The organism is Pseudomonas sp. B23(2017) (assembly GCF_002113725.1).
GTDB classification, from domain to species: Bacteria; Pseudomonadota; Gammaproteobacteria; order Pseudomonadales; family Pseudomonadaceae; genus Aquipseudomonas; species Aquipseudomonas putida_Z.
Window position 1 is genome coordinate 48,077 of the sequence record NZ_NEJM01000012.1, and the last position, 16,186, is coordinate 64,262.

Consider the following 16,186-nt stretch of genomic DNA (forward strand, 5'->3'; position numbering starts at 1 on the left):
GCGGTGGTTGAACGCGCCGCCATCCGTGGGCGGCATGTGTTACTGGAATGCAGGGAATTGTGGGCCTGATGGGGCCGGATGCGCTGACTGGAAACGACAGGCAAATGCCTCTGAACGGCAACCGGCCGGGTGGTGGTCGCGCGCATGCGCAGGACGATGAATATCTACCGCAATACGTCGGCGAACGAGTGTTTCGATAGGGATGCAGTAACCCATCGTCTATCAAACTGGAGAACCACCATGACGGATACTGAACGCCCCGAGGACGCCTTCTGGCCATACTGGGTCGAGGCTGCCAGGCAGCAGGGCTTCGAACCAGACATCGAAGCAGCATTGTTCGGTAAACAGCGGTACTTTCTGGACGCCGACAAGATCTTCTATTACGCGGCTTATGGTCCAGGCTACGACTTCGACGAAGAAGCCGAAGGCATGGAACTTTACGAGTTCAAATCAGGCTGGGTGGACAGCGCCGGCGATCCAATCCCAGGTAACAAGCTAAGTGCGGACATGCACCAGAAGTTCGTTACAGCCATCCGCCAAACCCTGAAAGCCCATGCCCACGATAAAAGCTAGACGCGGTCAGAGCACCACAGTCCTGTTCGCATTGAGGAACACTCGTCGCTCGATGTGATACCCCACCGCTCGCGCCAAGGTCAGGCACTCGATGTCGCGCCCTTTGGCAATCAGGTCTTCGGGGTAATGACTGTGGTCGACCACCTCCACGCCCTGGGCGATGATCGGGCCTTCGTCCAGGTCGTTGTTGATGTAGTGCGCCGTAGCGCCAACCATCTTCACGCCCTTGTTGTAAGCCTGGTGATAAGGCTTGGCACCCTTGAACCCGGGCAGCAACGAGTGGTGAATGTTGATCGCCCAACCATCCAGTCGCCGGCACAGCTCTGGCGACAGTACCTGCATGTAGCGCGCAAGAATCACCAGCTCGGCGCCGGTTTCCTCGATCACCTGAAGTACCTTGCGCTCTTGCCCAGGCTTGTCCTTGGGGTCGAGGGCGAAGTGGTAGTAAGGAATCTTGTGCCAGTGCGCCAGAGGCTCGAGATCGGGGTGGTTGGACACCACCGCGACCACGTCCATGGCCAGCTGACCGATACGCTGGCGATACAGCAGGTCGTTAAGGCAGTGGTCGGCCTTGGACACCATGATCACCACTTTGGGGCGGTGATTCGGTGCGGTCAGCTCGAACGCCATGCCGAACGCCTCGCTGCGCTCGGCAAGGCCGGCGCGGAAGCCGGCTTCGTCGAAATCGTCCGGCTGGCGGAACTCCACGCGAATGAAGAAACGCCCCGACTGCCGGTCATCGAAGGAGTGGTGCTCCGTCACGTAGCAGCGCTGCTCGAAGAGATAACGCGTCACCACGTCGACGGTGCCGAGCATGCTCGGGCAGTCGGCGGTGAGAATCCAGGTATCCGGTGCCCGACTCATGTTCTGTTCTCCTTAAGCCTCGATGCTCAGGCCGTACTCGGCCGAAGCGTCCTGCAGCCACAGCCACCAGTAGTCGGCGAAGCTGCGGCGAATCACCAGTTCCCAGGTGTCTTCGGCGGTGCGGCGGATCACCAGTTGCGACTTGGCGAACACGGTGCCGACTGCCTTGCCCACCGGGAAGTTGTTCGGGTGAACATCATAGCTGGTGGACTTCATCAGCACTTCGCGCACATTCGGGCCGCGCAGTTCCAGCAGGCTCTGCCCGCCGCTGACGTTGACCACCTGGATGTGCTGGCCTTCGAGGGCTGCGCGCAGTTTCTGCTCGACCGCCAGTTCCTGGCCGCCAGGCACGATCAGCAGCCACTCGTCGGGGCCGACCCATTGCAGCGACATTTCGTTGTTGGCGACCACGGTCAGGGCCACTGGCAGCTCCAGGCCCAGGGCCTTGTGCACGCCGGCGGCGAATTCCGGGTTGTGGCCGTCGCCACGGATGGTCAGGTGGCCGAGGAACTTGCGTTCACGCAGGGTCACGCCTGCGTTCTTGCGGCCTTTGCCAACCAGGCTGGCCAGGTCGGCGTGGTGCAGTGGCGACTGGGCCTTGGCCTCGGCGCCGGGGTTTTGCTGGAAGACGTTGATAGCGCTCATTTCTTACCTGCCTTGAATTCTGTTGATCGCGAAGACCTGAGGTAGAACCTGTAGTCACAGACTGAGGAGACCCAGTGTGGGAGCGGGTTTACCCGCGAAGAGGGCGGTGAATCCACCATCGCATTCGCGGGTGAACCCGCTCCCACAGAGGCCGCATTCCAATCAGAGCTACCGGTGAAGCCTCAAACGTTCTGCCGCTCACCCTTCGGATCGAAGAACACCGAAGACACGATCTCCGCCTCGATCACGCTGCCATCCGCCTGCGGCGAGTAGACGCGCTCGCCCATGCGCTTGAGGCCGCCTTTGACCACACCCATGGCGAACGAGTAGCCCAGGGAGTTGGACGCGTAGCTGGAGGTGACGTGGCCAACCATATCCATCGGGATCGGCTGTTTCGGGTCGAACACCAGTTGGGCGCCTTCCGGCAGCCACTGGTTCGGGTCGACCGGCTTCAGGCCTACCAGTTGCTTGCGGTTGTCGCGCAGGCAGTCTTCGCGGTTCATGCCACGCAGGCCGATCCACGAGAACGGCTTGTTACGGCCCACGCACCAGCTCATGTTCAGGTCGTCCGGGTTCATCGAGCCATCGGTGTCCTGACCAACGATGATGAAGCCCTTCTCGGCACGCAGTACGTGCATGGTCTCGGTACCGTACGGGGTCAGGTTGTACTTCTTGCCTGCCTCGATGATCTGTTCCAGCACGCCCATGGCGTAGTTGGCCTGCACGTTGACTTCGTACGACAGCTCGCCGGTGAACGAGATACGGAACACCCGGGCCGGTACGCCGCCGACGTTGCCTTCCTTCCAGGTCATGAACGGGAAGGCTTCCTTGTCCATGTCGATGTCGGTCAGCTCGCTCAGCAGCTTGCGGCTGTTGGGGCCGGACAGGGTCATGGTGGCCCAGTGGTCGGTGACCGAGGTGAAGTACACCTTCAGTTCCGGCCATTCGGTCTGGTGGTACAGCTCCATCCACTGCAGCACGCGGGCGGCGCCGCCAGTGGTGGTGGTCATGATGAAGTGGTTGTCGCCGACGCAGGCGGTCACGCCGTCGTCGAACACCATGCCGTCTTCCTTGCACATCAGGCCATAGCGGGCCTTGCCCACGTCGAGCTTGGTCCAGGCGTTGGTGTAGATGCGGTTGAGGAACTCACGCGCATCCGGGCCCTGGATGTCGATCTTGCCCAGGGTAGAGGCGTCCAGCAGGCCCACGCTGTCGCGTACGGCCTTGCATTCACGGGTCACAGCGGCGTGGATGTCTTCACCGGCTTTCGGGAAGTACCACGGGCGCTTCCACTGGCCGACGTCTTCGAACTCGGCGCCGTTCTTCACGTGCCAGGCATGCAGGGCGGTGAAGCGTACGGGCTCGAACAGGTGACCACAGTGACGGCCCGCTACTGCACCGAAGGTAACCGGCGTGTAGTTGGGGCGGAACATGGTGGTGCCCATTTCCGGGATGGTAATGCCGATCGAACGGGCGGCGATGGCCAGGCCGTTGATGTTGCCCAGTTTGCCCTGGTCGGTACCGAAGCCCAGCGCGGTGTAGCGTTTCACGTGCTCGACCGACTCGAAGCCTTCGCGGGTGGCCAGTTCGATGGCGGCCGCGGTGACGTCGTTCTGCTGGTCGACGAACTGCTTGGGTGCGCGGGCAGTGCCCTTGTCGTGCGGCACCTGGAACAGCGCCACGGTGGCCTCTTCCTTGCGCGCAACGGTTTTCGGCAGGCTGCCGACGGTGGCCTTGAAGCCCGCTTCGGTGGCTGCGCGAACGCCGCCTTCGAAGCCATCGGCAATCACGTCGCCCAGGGCGTAGACGCCGTTGATGCCACCCACGCATTCGCGTTTTTGCGGGGCATCGCCCGGCACGAAGCCGAGGATGTCTTCACGCCATACCGGGCGACCGCCCAGGTGCGAAGCCAGGTGCACGATCGGGCTGTAGCCGCCGGAGGTGGCGATCAGGTCGCACTCGAGGGTTTCGCCAGGGCTGGTGACCTTGTGTGCCTGCACATCGATGGCGGCCACGCGGGCGCCGGTGACGTGCTTGCTGCCCTTGGCCTCGATCACGGCGCTGGAGGTGAGGATGCGAATGCCTTTGGCACGTGCTTCTTCAACCAGCGAGCCACGCGGGTTGTGGCGGGCGTCGGCAATGGCGACCACTTGCAGGCCGGCGTCGTGCCAGTCCAGCGCGGCGCGGTAGGCGTGGTCGTTGTTGGTCGACAGCACCAGCTTGCGGCCCGGGGCCACGCCGTAGCGGCGTACGTAGGTGGACACGGCACCGGCCAGCATGTTGCCCGGCAGGTCGTTGTTGCCGTACACCAGCGGGCGCTCGTGGGCGCCGGCAGCCAGCACCACGCGCTTGGCGCGGACGCGGTGTACGCGGTGGCGTACCTGGCCGATCGGGGCGCGGTCGCCGAGGTGGTCGGTGAGGCGCTCGTGGATGGTCAGGAAGTTATGGTCGTGGTAGCCGTTGACCGTGGCACGTGGCAGCAAGGTCACTTCCGGCAGGCTTTCCAGCTCCTTCACCACGGCGCTGACCCAATCGGCAGCAGGCTTGCCGTCGAGGGTTTCGCGGGTGTCGAGCAGGCTGCCGCCGAACTCTTCCTGCTCGTCAGCCAGGATCACGCGGGCACCGCTGCGGGCTGCGGCCAGTGCAGCGGCCAGGCCGGCAGGGCCAGCGCCGACGATCAGCACGTCGCAGTGCTGGTTCATGTAGTCGTAGCTGTCCGGGTCGTTCTGCAGCGGCGCGCGGCCAAGGCCCGCGGCTTTGCGGATGTACTTCTCGTAAGTCATCCAGAACGATTTCGGGTACATGAAGGTTTTGTAGTAGAAGCCCGGCGGCATCATGCTGCCGCCCACCTTGCCCAGGATGCCCATGACGTCGTTGTTGACGTTCGGCCAGCCGTTGGTGCTGGTAGCTACAAGACCTGCGTACAGCGCCTGCTGGGTGGCACGCACGTTGGGGATCTGGGTGGCTTCGCTGGAGCCGATCTGCAGGATGGCGTTCGGCTCTTCGGTACCAGCGGCGATGATGCCGCGTGGGCGCGAATACTTGAAGCTGCGGCCGACGATGTCGACGCCGTTGGCCAGCAATGCGGCGGCCAGGCTGTCACCGGCATAACCCTGGTAGGTCTTGCCGTTGAAGCTGAAGTTCAGGACCTTGCTGCGGTCGATACGGCCGCCGCTGGCGAGGCGATAGGTCTGGCTCATACTTTTTCCCCTTGGCCTTTGACGGTCGACGCGGCGCTGTTCTGCTTGCCGCTGGCGGTCACTTGCGGCTTCTCGCCAATCTTGTAGGTTTCCAGAATCTCGTAGGTCACGGTGTCGCGGGTGACGTTGAAATACTGGCGGCAGCCGGCAACGTGGTCCCACAGTTCGTGGTGAATACCGCGTGGGTTGTCACGGTAGAACATGTAGGTACCCCACTCCTCGTCGGAGCAGGCGTTGGGGTCCAGCGGGCGAGCGATGTGCGCCTGGCCAGAGGCGTGGAACTCTTCTTCGGAGCGCAGCTCGCCGCAGTGGGGACAGAAAATATGCAACATGACGGTGTCTCCGGTTAGTGGGCGACGGCGGCGGCGCCGTGTTCGTCGATCAGTGCGCCGTTGTAGAAACGGTCCATGGAGAACGGCGCGGCCAGTGGGTGCATTTCGCCCTTGGCCAGGCTCGCGGCGAAGACGTTGCCCGAACCCGGGGTCGCCTTGAAGCCGCCAGTACCCCAACCGCAGTTGAAGAACATGTTCTTGACCGGGGTCTTGGTGATGATCGGGCAAGCGTCCGGCGAGGTATCGACGATGCCGCCCCACTGGCGGTTCATGCGCACGCGCGAGAGGTTGGGGAACATCTCGACGATGGCCTGCAGGGTGTGCTCGATCACCGGGTACGAACCGCGCTGGCCGTAGCCGACCCAGCCGTCGATACCGGCACCGATCACCAGGTCGCCCTTGTCGGACTGGCTGATGTAGCCGTGCACGGCGTTGGACATGATCACGCTGTCGATGATCGGCTTGATCGGCTCGGATACCAGTGCTTGCAGCGGGTGCGATTCCAGCGGCAGGCGGAAGCCGGCCAGCTTGGCCATGTGCCCGGAGTTACCGGCGGTGACCACGCCGACGCGCTTGGCGCCGATGAAGCCTTTGTTGGTTTCCACACCGATGACCGCGCCGTTTTCCTTGCGGAAGCCGATCACTTCGGTCTGCTGGATCAGGTCCACGCCCAGGGCGTCGGCGGCACGGGCGAAGCCCCAGGCCACGGCGTCGTGACGGGCCACGCCGCCACGGCGCTGCACGGTGGCACCGAGGATCGGGTAGCGGGTGTTCTTCGAGCAGTCCAGGTACGGGATCTCGGCCGCGACCTGGGCGGTGTTGAGCAGCTCGCCATCCACGCCATTCAGGCGGTTGGCGCTGACCCGACGCTCGGAGTCACGCATGTCCTGCAGGGTGTGGCACAGGTTGTACACGCCGCGCTGGGAGAACATCACGTTGTAGTTGAGGTCCTGGGACAGGCCCTCCCACAGCTTCATGGCGTGCTCGTACAGGTGCGCCGATTCGTCCCACAGGTAGTTGGAACGCACGATGGTGGTGTTACGGGCGGTGTTGCCGCCGCCCAGGTAACCCTTCTCGATCACGGCAACGTTGGTGATGCCGTGTTCCTTGGCCAGGTAGTAGGCCGTGGCCAGGCCATGGCCGCCACCGCCGACGATAACCACGTCGTAGACCTTTTTAGGGGTTGGCGTGCGCCACATGCGCTGCCAGTTCTCGTGGTGGCTGAGGGAGTGCTTGAAAAGGCCGAAGCCCGAGTAACGTTGCATGGTGTGTGACTCCACTCAGCGGTAAACAGGGAAATCTGCGCACAGGGCCGCGACGTTCTTCGCCACATCGGCTTCGACGTCTGCGTCACCGAGGTTGTCGAGGATGTCGCAGATCCAGCCGGCCAGGGCCACGCACTGAGCGACCTTGAAGCCGCGGGTGGTGACGGCCGGGGTGCCGATACGCAGGCCCGAGGTGACGAATGGCGACTGCGGGTCATTCGGCACGGCGTTCTTGTTGACGGTGATGTGAGCGCGGCCCAGGGCGGCGTCGGCATCTTTGCCGGTGAGGCCCTGGCGGATCAGGCTTACCAGGAACAGGTGGTTGTCGGTGCCACCGGAAACCACGTCGTAGCCGCGGTCGATGAACACCTGGGCCATGGCCTGGGCGTTTTCGATCACTTGTTGCTGGTAGGCCTTGAATTCAGGCTCCAGTGCTTCCTTGAAGCACACGGCCTTGGCGGCGATAACGTGCATCAGCGGGCCGCCCTGGGCGCCAGGGAACACCGCGGCGTTCAGTTTCTTCTCGATCTCTTCGTTCGACTTGGCCAGGATCAGGCCGCCACGCGGGCCGCGCAGGGTCTTGTGAGTGGTGGTGGTAACCACATCGGCGAACGGGATCGGGTTCGGGTACAGGCCAGCGGCAACCAGGCCGGCTACGTGGGCCATGTCGACGAACAGCAGCGCACCGACCTTGTCGGCGATGGCGCGGAAGCGTGGGAAGTCGAGGGTCTTGGAGTAGGCCGAGAAGCCGGCAACGATCATTTTCGGCTTGTGCTCGACCGCCAGGCGCTCGACTTCGTCGTAGTCGATCAGGCCGGTGTTGGTGTCGATGCCGTATTGCACAGCGTTGTACAGCTTGCCCGAGGACGACACCTTGGCGCCGTGGGTCAGGTGGCCGCCGTGAGCCAGGCTCATGCCGAGGATGGTGTCACCAGCCTGCAGCAGGGCCAGGTAGACGGCACCGTTGGCCGAGGAGCCGGAGTGCGGCTGGACGTTGGCGTAGTCGGCACCGAACAGCTGCTTGGCGCGCTCGATGGCCAGGGCTTCTACCTTGTCCACGTGCTCGCAGCCACCGTAGTAGCGCTTGCCCGGGTAGCCTTCGGCGTACTTGTTGGTCAGGCCGCTGCCTTGGGCCTGCATCACGCGCTTGGAGGTGTAGTTTTCCGAGGCGATCAGCTCGATGTGGTCTTCCTGGCGCTGTTCTTCGGCATTCATCGCCGCCAGCAGTGCATCGTCGTAACCCTGGATCTGGTCTTGCTTGCTGAACATCGTGTATCTCCCGGCAGCGATCATTTTTTGTCGTGGGGCACTGTGGCCCTTTGTGGCGATGTTATGACTGGCCGGGGCGGGTCAGATGCCTGCGCACGCCTTGCAATGGCGCGTTTACGACATTCGCTTTTGTGTTGACCGTGCCGGCCCTTTCGCGGGTGAACCCGCTCCCACAGGTACGGCGGTGCCTCAATGCTTGCAATCTCCCTGTGGGAGCGGCTTTAGCCGCGAAGAGGCCAGTACAGGCAATGCCGAAATCAAACGCTGCACCGCTTGTATAGGCAACTGCTGAATCGATGGTTTAGAGTGCTGTTCTGCGTCGTTCACAGGACAGTGTCATGACAGATAAGAGCCAACAATTCGCCAGCGACAACTATTCCGGCATCTGCCCCGAAGCCTGGGCAGCGATGGAAAAGGCCAACCATGGCCACGACCGCGCCTACGGCGACGACCAGTGGACCGAACGCGCCGCGGAATACTTCCGCAAGCTGTTCGAAACCGACTGCGAGGTGTTCTTCGCCTTCAACGGCACCGCCGCCAACTCCCTGGCCCTGGCCTCGCTGTGCCAGAGCTACCACAGCGTTATCTGTTCCGAGACCGCCCACGTCGAAACCGACGAGTGCGGTGCGCCGGAGTTCTTCTCCAACGGCTCCAAACTGCTGACCGCGCCCAGCGTCAACGGCAAGCTGACACCACAGTCGATCCGCGAAGTGGCGCTGAAGCGCCAGGACATCCACTACCCCAAGCCACGGGTGGTGACCATTACCCAGGCCACCGAGGTGGGCACCGTCTATCGCCCCGACGAGCTGAAAGCGATCAGCGCCACCTGCAAGGAGCTGGGGCTGAACCTGCACATGGACGGCGCCCGCTTCAGCAATGCCTGTTCGTTCCTGGGCTGCAGCCCGGCAGAGCTGACCTGGAAGGCCGGCGTCGATGTGCTGTGCTTTGGCGGCACCAAGAACGGCATGGCGGTGGGCGAGGCGATCCTGTTCTTCAACCGCCAACTGGCCGAGGACTTCGACTACCGCTGCAAGCAGGCCGGGCAACTGGCATCGAAGATGCGCTTCCTGTCGGCGCCTTGGGTGGGCCTGCTGGAAGATGGCGCCTGGCTGCGCCATGGCGCGCATGCCAACCACTGCGCACAGTTGCTCGCCTCGCTGGTGAGTGACTTGCCGGGGGTGGAGCTGATGTTCCCGGTTGAAGCCAACGGGGTGTTCCTGCAGATGCCGGAACACGCGATCGAGGCACTGCGCGGCAGGGGATGGCGGTTCTATACCTTCATTGGTAGCGGCGGGGCGCGGTTCATGTGCTCGTGGGATACCGAGGAAGAGCGGGTGCGCGAGCTGGCGGCGGATATCCGGGCGATTATCGCTGCATGAAACCGACCGGCCTCGCAGCGATGCGTGTCGCTACCAGGCCGGTCTCTGGTGCGCAGTTTGGCCTACCCCGTTAAACGGGCCGGCTGCGTAAAGTCGGCTTAATTACGTACCCTGTTTTTCGCAACTGGTAAAACTACCAGTTACGCTTTAAGTTCCGATAAATGAAACTGGCTCTCGAAGGACATGTACTTCTCAAGATACCTGTATTCCAAGAGGGACCAGACCATGAGCGCCACTTTGAAATTCCAGTACGAAAACGAAAGTGTCGAAATCGCGGGTAACGCAGAAGCCGCCAAAGCCCTTGCTTCGGTAAAGGTGGGTGACATCGTGCAAGCCGCTTCGGAGACCAACGCCGTTATCGGCAGAGTCGCCAGTATCTCTGTATCAGGTAACCAGGCGGCAGCAAGCAAAACCTACAAGCTGGGCCGTATCCAGCAACCGCTGAAGCGGCGTGCCGGCAAACGTACCACTCATGTCGGTGCAACTATCTACGCCAACGAAAAACCCTACACCGTGCATGACGTCGGCGTTATCTCGATCTATACCTCGCAGCCGGAATTCGAGTTTGAAGGCGTGATGATTGAAAACCCAAGCGTATTTGCAGCGATCGAAGTATTCTCCGACGGCGATGCCTACATCGATTTTTATATTAATGAGCCGCAGTGAGCAATAGCATTGCTCGGCTGAATAATTGGCTCACCCCAGTATCGTGATTCAACATTCTGGGGTGAGCTACATCAAGCCAGTAACGCGTCTATCGACTGCGTTGCTCCCTTACAAAGCTGCCAGGTCTTTTGCCGCACCCCATGAGTCGATCATAATCTGAAGCCATTCATCTGCTGCGCCAGATCGTTAGCCAAACCACGCAATGCCAGGCATTCCTCGCGACACCCTTGCACCTCCGCCGCGGTCTCCCGCGCCAGGTCGGAAATCCCCTGCACTGTACGGTTGATCTCCTCGGTCACCGCCGACTGCTCTTCGGTCGCAGTAGCCACCTGATGGTTCATGTCGCTGATGTGCTCCACCTGGTCAGTGATCGCCCCCAATGACGCCCCGGTGCGCTGGCTCGACTCCACCCCGCTACCCGTCGCCTGCTGCCCCGCCTGCATCGAACTCACCGCCGAACCCGCGCCCTGCTTCAAGCGCTGGATCATCTGCTGCACTTCGTCGGTGGACAGCTGCGTGCGCCGGGCCAAGGTACGCACCTCATCGGCCACCACGGCAAACCCACGGCCCATCTCCCCTGCCCTGGCCGCTTCAATGGCAGCATTCAGCGCCAGCAGGTTGGTTTGCTCGGAAATGCTACGAATAACCGCCAGAACTTCGTCGATCGAGGCCACTTCATCGGCCAGCTGGCTGACTGCGTCGGCCGCCTTGCCGATATCGCCCGACATCCCCTCGATACCACGGATCGAGCGTTGCACCACTTCACGCGCCTGCAGGGCTTCGTCCCTCGCCGACTGCGAGGCCTGGGCCGCATCACCGGCATTGCGGGCAATGTCCTGCACGGTCAAACCCATTTCGTGCACGGCGGTAGCGACCATTTCGGTCATTTCCTGCTGGCGCCCGGAACGCTCGGCGGTGTTGTCCACCACCTGTGTCACCTGCTCGACCGCCAGGTGCAGCCGCTCGGAAGTGTGCAATACCTCGCCGATCAACCGGCGCTGGCTGTCGAGGAAGCGGTTGAAGCCACGCGCCAGGTCGCCCAGTTCGTCCTGGCGTGAATCGTCCAGCCGGTGGCTGAGGTCACCCGCGCCGCTGCCGATCTGCACCAGCGCCGCTGTGACGCGGCGGATCGGCCGCACCAGGCCACGCGCCAGCAGCACCACCAGCAGCAGCGACACCAGGGCCACCGCACCACCGATCAGGCTGGTCAGCCATACCGCCTGATGCATTGGCGCGTAGATTTCCTCCTCGGGCACCTCGGCCACCAGCGTCCAGTTGAGGTCGCGCAGGGGCAGGCCGAGCGCCAGGTAGCTTTCACCGTCACGGCTGAAGCGGCTGCTGCGCAGGCCTTCGCCGCCGGTCATCAGCGCCTTGGCGGCATCCGCGCCGAGCTGTTCGGTGAGCTGGCGTTTGCCGCTGAAGGCAGCGTCCGGATGAACCTGGATCAGGCCATCGTTACGCACCAGGAACACCTTGCCGTGCTCGCCAAATTTGAAGTCATGAATCAGCTTCGACAGTTCGGTCATGCGCAGGCCCATGCCGGCCACACCGACCAGTTGGCCGTTCTTTTCCACGCGATAGTCGATGAACAGCGCGAGTTCGCCGGTGGCACCGTCGTTGTCGATGTTGATCAGGCGTTCGGCACCGCTGTCGATGTAGCCGTAGAACCATTTGTCCTTGGGGTTGCTGCGGCTGAGGGTACGGTCCAGACCATTCTCGTTGTAGTAGTGGCCGGTTTCGGTCGAGACGAACAAGGTGGTGAAGGCCTGGTTGCGCTGCTTGGCGGCGGTCAGGTATTCGATGAATGGAGCGGCCTGGGCGGGGTCTTCACCGGCGGCAAGCCAGTCGCGCAGCAGGGTGTTGCCGGCAATATCCGCCGCCGCCACCAGCGGCTGGCCGAGCATGCGCTCGATGTCGTTGCGGATGGCCTCGATGCTGGTGGGCAGCGCGGTATCGACCAGGTAGCGTTCGGTGAGGCGGTTTAGCGCCACCGTGAAAATGATGACCACCACCAGGATGCTCGCCAGCAGGGCGGCGCCCATGCTGGTGATCAACTGCCACTGGATGCTCTTGCGCCAGATACGCATGCCCTACTCCCCGCATAATTATTGTTTTGCGGAAAGTGTATACACTTGCGTATCCAGTTAATCCAGTGATCTGAAGCAATCATATGCCCTGTGGGAGCGGGTTTACCCGCGAATGCGATGCTGAATGCACTGACGCATTCGCGGGTGAACCCGCTCCCACAGAGGGCGATGCAAGGCCTTATTGTTCGGCTATGGTTCGCACGATGGCGTCCACCGTGGCGTCGATCTGCGCCTGGGTACGCTCCAGCGTCTTGCGGTGCTCATCCTGCAGTTCGATCTGCCGCGAACACAGGTTCAGCGCGGCCAGCACCAGCAGTTTGTCGCCGATCAGGGTCGGGTACTGACGCTTGGTCTGGGCCAGGGCGGTGTTGAGCATCTGCACCGCCTGGGCCAGGGTCGCTTCCTGGCCTTCAGGCGCCTTGATCGAATAGTCGTTGCCGAGGATCGACACGACATTGATCGGCTGCGCTCGCAGTGTCATGCGCCTACGACGCCGGCGTTGGCGCGCTCGAGCAGGGCCTGCAGGCGTGCGGCGGTGCTGCCGTTCTTCTCTTCCTGCTCCATCAGCGACAGCTGCAGGGTTTCGTTCTCTTCCTTGGCCTGGGCCAATTCCTGGCCGAGGACGGTGTTCTGCTCGGTGAGTTGAGCGTTCTTCTGCATCAGGTCGCTGACCAGTTGCTCGATTTGGTTCAGGGAAGCTTCCAGCATGGGTCTATCTCAGGTTGTTGCGAGGGGCGCACACGATAAAGAAAAGTACGGCCCATCGCCATTAAATATCGGATTCACAAGGTGTCTAACCCGCAGATTGACAGAGGAACCACCCCCTTGTTCCGACATGGGTCAACCGCCGGTCAGGAAAAGGTTAGCAACCTCACAATTTTCGCCAACAGCACTCAAGACTGAGCAGTCACAACCGATAGCCCGGCAAGTCATGTTCTGTCGCACTTTGCGCACCCTTTTCCCTTTGCCTGGATCGTCCCTTCATGTCTCTACGTAATATGAACATCGCCCCGCGCGCGCTGCTCGGCTTCGCGCTCATCGGCCTGCTGATGCTTGGCCTCGGCATCTTCTCCCTCATCCAGATGGGCAACATCCGCCAGGCCGGCGTCGTCATCGAACAGGTCAGCGTGCCCAGCATCAAGATCCTCGACGAACTCACCGCCCTGAACCTGCGCATGCGCACCCTCTCCTACCGCCTGCTGCTCAACCGCGAGCCGGCGACCCAGCGCGAGACCCTGAGCCTGCTGGACGAACGCAACAGCCAGATCGACCGTGCACGCCAGGCCTACCTGCCGATGATCGGCGCCGCCGACGAACAGGCTGCATTCGACCAGTACGGCCAGTTGCTCAACCAGTACCGCCAACTTGAGTCGCGCATGCGCAGCCTGAGCCAGGCCGACCGCGTCGACGAACTGCGCGACCTGCTCAACCGCGACCTGCTGGCCAACTCCGAACAGATCAACAAAGTCATGGACACCCTGGTGCGCATCAACACCGACCAGACCCGCGCCACCAACGAGAAGGCCGCCAACCAGTACGCCGCTGCCTTCGCCCTGGTGATCGGCCTGCTGGTCGCCGCCACCGTGCTGACTTTCGTCTGCGCCTTCCTGCTGACCCGCAGCATCGTCAAGCCGATCGAAGAAGCACTCAAAAGCGCCGAACAGGTCGCCGACGGTGACCTGACCCACGTCATCCGCGCCGAAGGCACCGACGAAGCCGCCCGCCTGCTGCGTGCCATGGCCCGCATGCAGGACAAGCTGCGCGATACCCTGCAACAGATCGCCGGCTCCGCCACCCAGCTGGCCTCGGCGGCCGAAGAGTTGAATGCCGTCACCGACGAAAGTGCCCGTGGCCTGCAGCAGCAGAACAACGAGATCGAGCAGGCTGCCACTGCGGTAACTGAAATGACCAGCGCTGTGGAAGAAGTGGCGCGCAATGCCGTGAGCACCTCGGAAGCGTCCAGTGAAGCCAGCCGCTCCACCGGTGATGGACGTGACCTGGTGATGGAGACCGTGGGTGCCATCGAGCGCATGAGCGGCGATGTGCAGGCCACTGCCAAACTGATCACTCACCTGGCCGAACAGTCGCGCGATATCGGCAAGGTGCTGGACGTGATCCGTGGCCTGGCCGACCAGACCAACCTGCTGGCGCTGAACGCCGCGATCGAGGCGGCACGTGCCGGTGAGGCGGGCCGGGGCTTTGCCGTGGTGGCTGATGAGGTGCGGGCGCTGGCTCATCGTACCCAGCAGTCGACCAGCGAGATCGAGCGGATGATCGGCAGTATCCAGGGCGGTACGGAAGAAGCGGTGGAATCGATGCGCACCAGCACCGAGCGTGCCGAATCCACCCTGAACATTGCCCGTGGCGCAGGCATGGCGCTGGACACCATCGCCGGGGCGGTGGCGCAGATCAACGAGCGTAACCTGGTGATTGCCAGCGCGGCGGAAGAGCAGGCGCAGGTGGCACGGGAAGTGGACCGCAACCTGGTGAACATCAATGACCTGTCGGTGCAGAGTGCTACCGGGGCGCATCAGACCAGTGCGGCGAGTGCGGAGTTGTCGCGGTTGGCCGTGGATCTGAATGGGTTGGTGGCGCGGTTCCGTACTTGAAAAACCTGGGGCCGCTTTGCGGCCCATCGCGACACAAGGCCGCTCCTACAGGAGGTACGCGATCCCCTGTAGGAGCGGCCTTGTGTCGCGATGGGCTGCAAAGCAGCCCCCTGCAATTTCAGATCAGTAATCGATCCGCACATCCCCTTTCGGCACGCTGCAGCACGACAGGATGTAGCCCTCGGCTTCGTCCTCTTCGGTAATGCCGCCGTTGTGCTCCATCTCCACTTCGCCGCCCAGCTTGAGCACCTTGCAGGTGCCGCAAATGCCCATGCCGCAGGCTTTCGGGATCATCAGGCCAACCTTGGCCGCCGCCGCGTGCACGGTCTCGCCCGGGGCGATGCGGATGCTCTTCTCGCTGCCGATGAACTCCACCAGGTTGAGATCGGCCGCATCCAGTTCCGGCGCGTCGGCAGCCTGCTCGGCATGCTCCACCGCATCGGCCTTGGCCTCGGGCGGCGTCGCGCCAAACGATTCCTCGTGATAGTTCTTCATGTCGAAGCCGACCGCTTCGAGCATGCGCTTGACCGCAGTCATGTATGGCGTCGGGCCGCAGCAGAACACCACGCGGTCCATGTAGTCCGGCGCGATCAGCTCCATCAGGCGCTGGTTGAGGTAACCGCGATAACCCGCCCACGGCTCACCCAGGCCATGCTTTTCACAAATGATGTGCAGGCTGAAATTGGGGATGCGCGAGGCCATCTGCTCCAGCTCGCGGTGGTAAATGATGTCCTTCGGCGAACGGGCGCTGTGCACGAACACCATGTCGACATTGCCGTTGGTGTCGTAGAACCAGCGCGCCATCGACATGACCGGGGTGATCCCGACACCGCCCGAGAGGTAAAGCACCTTCTGCGCCGGGAAATCGATAGCATTGAACAGCCCCACCGGGCCGTGCACCGGCAGCTCGGCGCCTTCGTGCATGGTGTCGTGGAGGAAGTTGGACACCAGGCCGCCCGGTACACGCTTGACGGTGATCGAGAAGCTGTAGGGCACCGACGGTGAACTGGAGATGGTGTAGGAACGCATCACCGGCTTGCCTTCGATCTCCAGCTCCAGGGTGACGAACTGCCCCGGCTTGAAGAAGAACATGATCGGCTGATCGGCCATGAAGCAGAACGTGCGCACGTCCCAGGTCTCCTGGATGACCTTGACGCAGCGCACGATGTGGCGGCCGTTGGCCCAGGTCTGGGTAGTGACCGGATTGAGGAAGGTATCGGACATGTTCATCTCCAGCAGCCGACTATTGGCCTTTTTATGGCTTGGATAATGCGCAAGCTGAAGACGACGTACATTC

Annotated in this window: 14 protein-coding genes and 1 pseudogene; 4 read left to right on the forward strand and 11 right to left on the reverse strand. The window is 62.5% G+C overall.

The window, feature by feature from the left end; all coding sequences use genetic code 11:
• Positions 1-240: 240 nt before the first annotated feature.
• Complete coding sequence (locus tag CAG46_RS18810) at positions 241-573, forward strand: hypothetical protein (RefSeq protein ID WP_085618427.1); 333 nt, start codon at positions 241-243, stop codon at positions 571-573.
• A gap of 6 nt (positions 574-579) precedes the next feature.
• Here CAG46_RS18810 and purU read toward each other — a convergent pair whose 3' ends face one another.
• From purU to CAG46_RS18840, 6 genes are all read right to left on the reverse strand, one after another.
• Entirely contained in the window at positions 580-1,437 is an 858-nt protein-coding gene (gene purU, locus CAG46_RS18815; protein WP_025337397.1) for a formyltetrahydrofolate deformylase, read from the reverse strand.
• 12 nt (positions 1,438-1,449) lie between these two features.
• Entirely contained in the window at positions 1,450-2,082 is a 633-nt protein-coding gene (locus CAG46_RS18820; RefSeq protein ID WP_025337396.1) for a sarcosine oxidase subunit gamma, read from the reverse strand.
• Positions 2,083-2,264: 182 nt separating this feature from the next.
• The gene (locus CAG46_RS18825) at positions 2,265-5,282 is read right to left on the reverse strand and encodes a sarcosine oxidase subunit alpha (protein WP_085618425.1); all 3,018 of its coding nucleotides are present in this window, start codon (positions 5,280-5,282) and stop codon (positions 2,265-2,267) included.
• Entirely contained in the window at positions 5,279-5,614 is a 336-nt protein-coding gene (locus CAG46_RS18830) for a sarcosine oxidase subunit delta (protein ID WP_013970519.1), read from the reverse strand. Before CAG46_RS18830 ends, CAG46_RS18825 begins: the two co-directional genes overlap by 4 nt.
• 14 nt (positions 5,615-5,628) lie before the next feature.
• Positions 5,629-6,879 (reverse strand): sarcosine oxidase subunit beta family protein, encoded by a 1,251-nt coding sequence (locus CAG46_RS18835; RefSeq protein ID WP_003255680.1) that lies wholly within the window; start codon positions 6,877-6,879, stop codon positions 5,629-5,631.
• A 15-nt stretch (positions 6,880-6,894) separates the two neighbouring features.
• The gene (locus CAG46_RS18840; RefSeq protein ID WP_025337394.1) at positions 6,895-8,148 is read right to left on the reverse strand and encodes a serine hydroxymethyltransferase; all 1,254 of its coding nucleotides are present in this window, start codon (positions 8,146-8,148) and stop codon (positions 6,895-6,897) included.
• A 338-nt stretch (positions 8,149-8,486) separates the two neighbouring features.
• Here CAG46_RS18840 and CAG46_RS18845 point away from each other — a divergent pair, with 338 nt between their 5' ends.
• Positions 8,487-9,527 carry a low specificity L-threonine aldolase gene (locus tag CAG46_RS18845; protein ID WP_085618423.1) on the forward strand — a complete coding sequence of 347 codons (1,041 nt, stop codon included), beginning with the start codon at positions 8,487-8,489 and terminating at the stop codon, positions 9,525-9,527.
• A 225-nt stretch (positions 9,528-9,752) separates the two neighbouring features.
• Entirely contained in the window at positions 9,753-10,193 is a 441-nt protein-coding gene (locus CAG46_RS18850; RefSeq protein WP_143493500.1) for a hypothetical protein, read from the forward strand.
• Between the two features lie 149 nt (positions 10,194-10,342).
• On the opposite strand, the gene CAG46_RS29355 is transcribed toward CAG46_RS18850, so the two are convergent.
• The 4 genes and pseudogenes from CAG46_RS29355 to CAG46_RS18865 all read right to left on the reverse strand — a co-directional run bounded on the left by CAG46_RS29355 (position 10,343) and on the right by CAG46_RS18865 (position 12,988).
• Positions 10,343-11,080 carry a methyl-accepting chemotaxis protein gene (locus CAG46_RS29355; RefSeq protein WP_371919195.1) on the reverse strand — a complete coding sequence of 246 codons (738 nt, stop codon included), beginning with the start codon at positions 11,078-11,080 and terminating at the stop codon, positions 10,343-10,345.
• Positions 11,081-11,206: 126 nt separating this feature from the next.
• A pseudogene (locus tag CAG46_RS29360) lies at positions 11,207-12,280 on the reverse strand (cache domain-containing protein); the annotation flags it as partial.
• A 178-nt stretch (positions 12,281-12,458) separates the two neighbouring features.
• Positions 12,459-12,761, reverse strand: a complete 303-nt coding sequence (locus tag CAG46_RS18860) for a cell division protein ZapA (RefSeq protein ID WP_003257516.1) — start codon at positions 12,759-12,761, stop codon at positions 12,459-12,461.
• The gene (locus tag CAG46_RS18865) at positions 12,758-12,988 is read right to left on the reverse strand and encodes a hypothetical protein (protein WP_085618417.1); all 231 of its coding nucleotides are present in this window, start codon (positions 12,986-12,988) and stop codon (positions 12,758-12,760) included. Before CAG46_RS18865 ends, CAG46_RS18860 begins: the two co-directional genes overlap by 4 nt.
• Positions 12,989-13,263: 275 nt before the next feature.
• On the opposite strand from CAG46_RS18865, the gene CAG46_RS18870 reads away from it, so the two are divergent.
• Entirely contained in the window at positions 13,264-14,889 is a 1,626-nt protein-coding gene (locus CAG46_RS18870) for a methyl-accepting chemotaxis protein (protein WP_085618415.1), read from the forward strand.
• 123 nt (positions 14,890-15,012) lie between these two features.
• Here the strand turns inward: CAG46_RS18870 and gbcB are convergent, their stop codons facing one another.
• A complete protein-coding gene (gene gbcB, locus CAG46_RS18875) occupies positions 15,013-16,113 on the reverse strand; it encodes a glycine-betaine demethylase subunit GbcB (protein ID WP_015268654.1) in 1,101 nt (366 codons plus the stop codon).
• Positions 16,114-16,186: the final 73 nt, after the last annotated feature.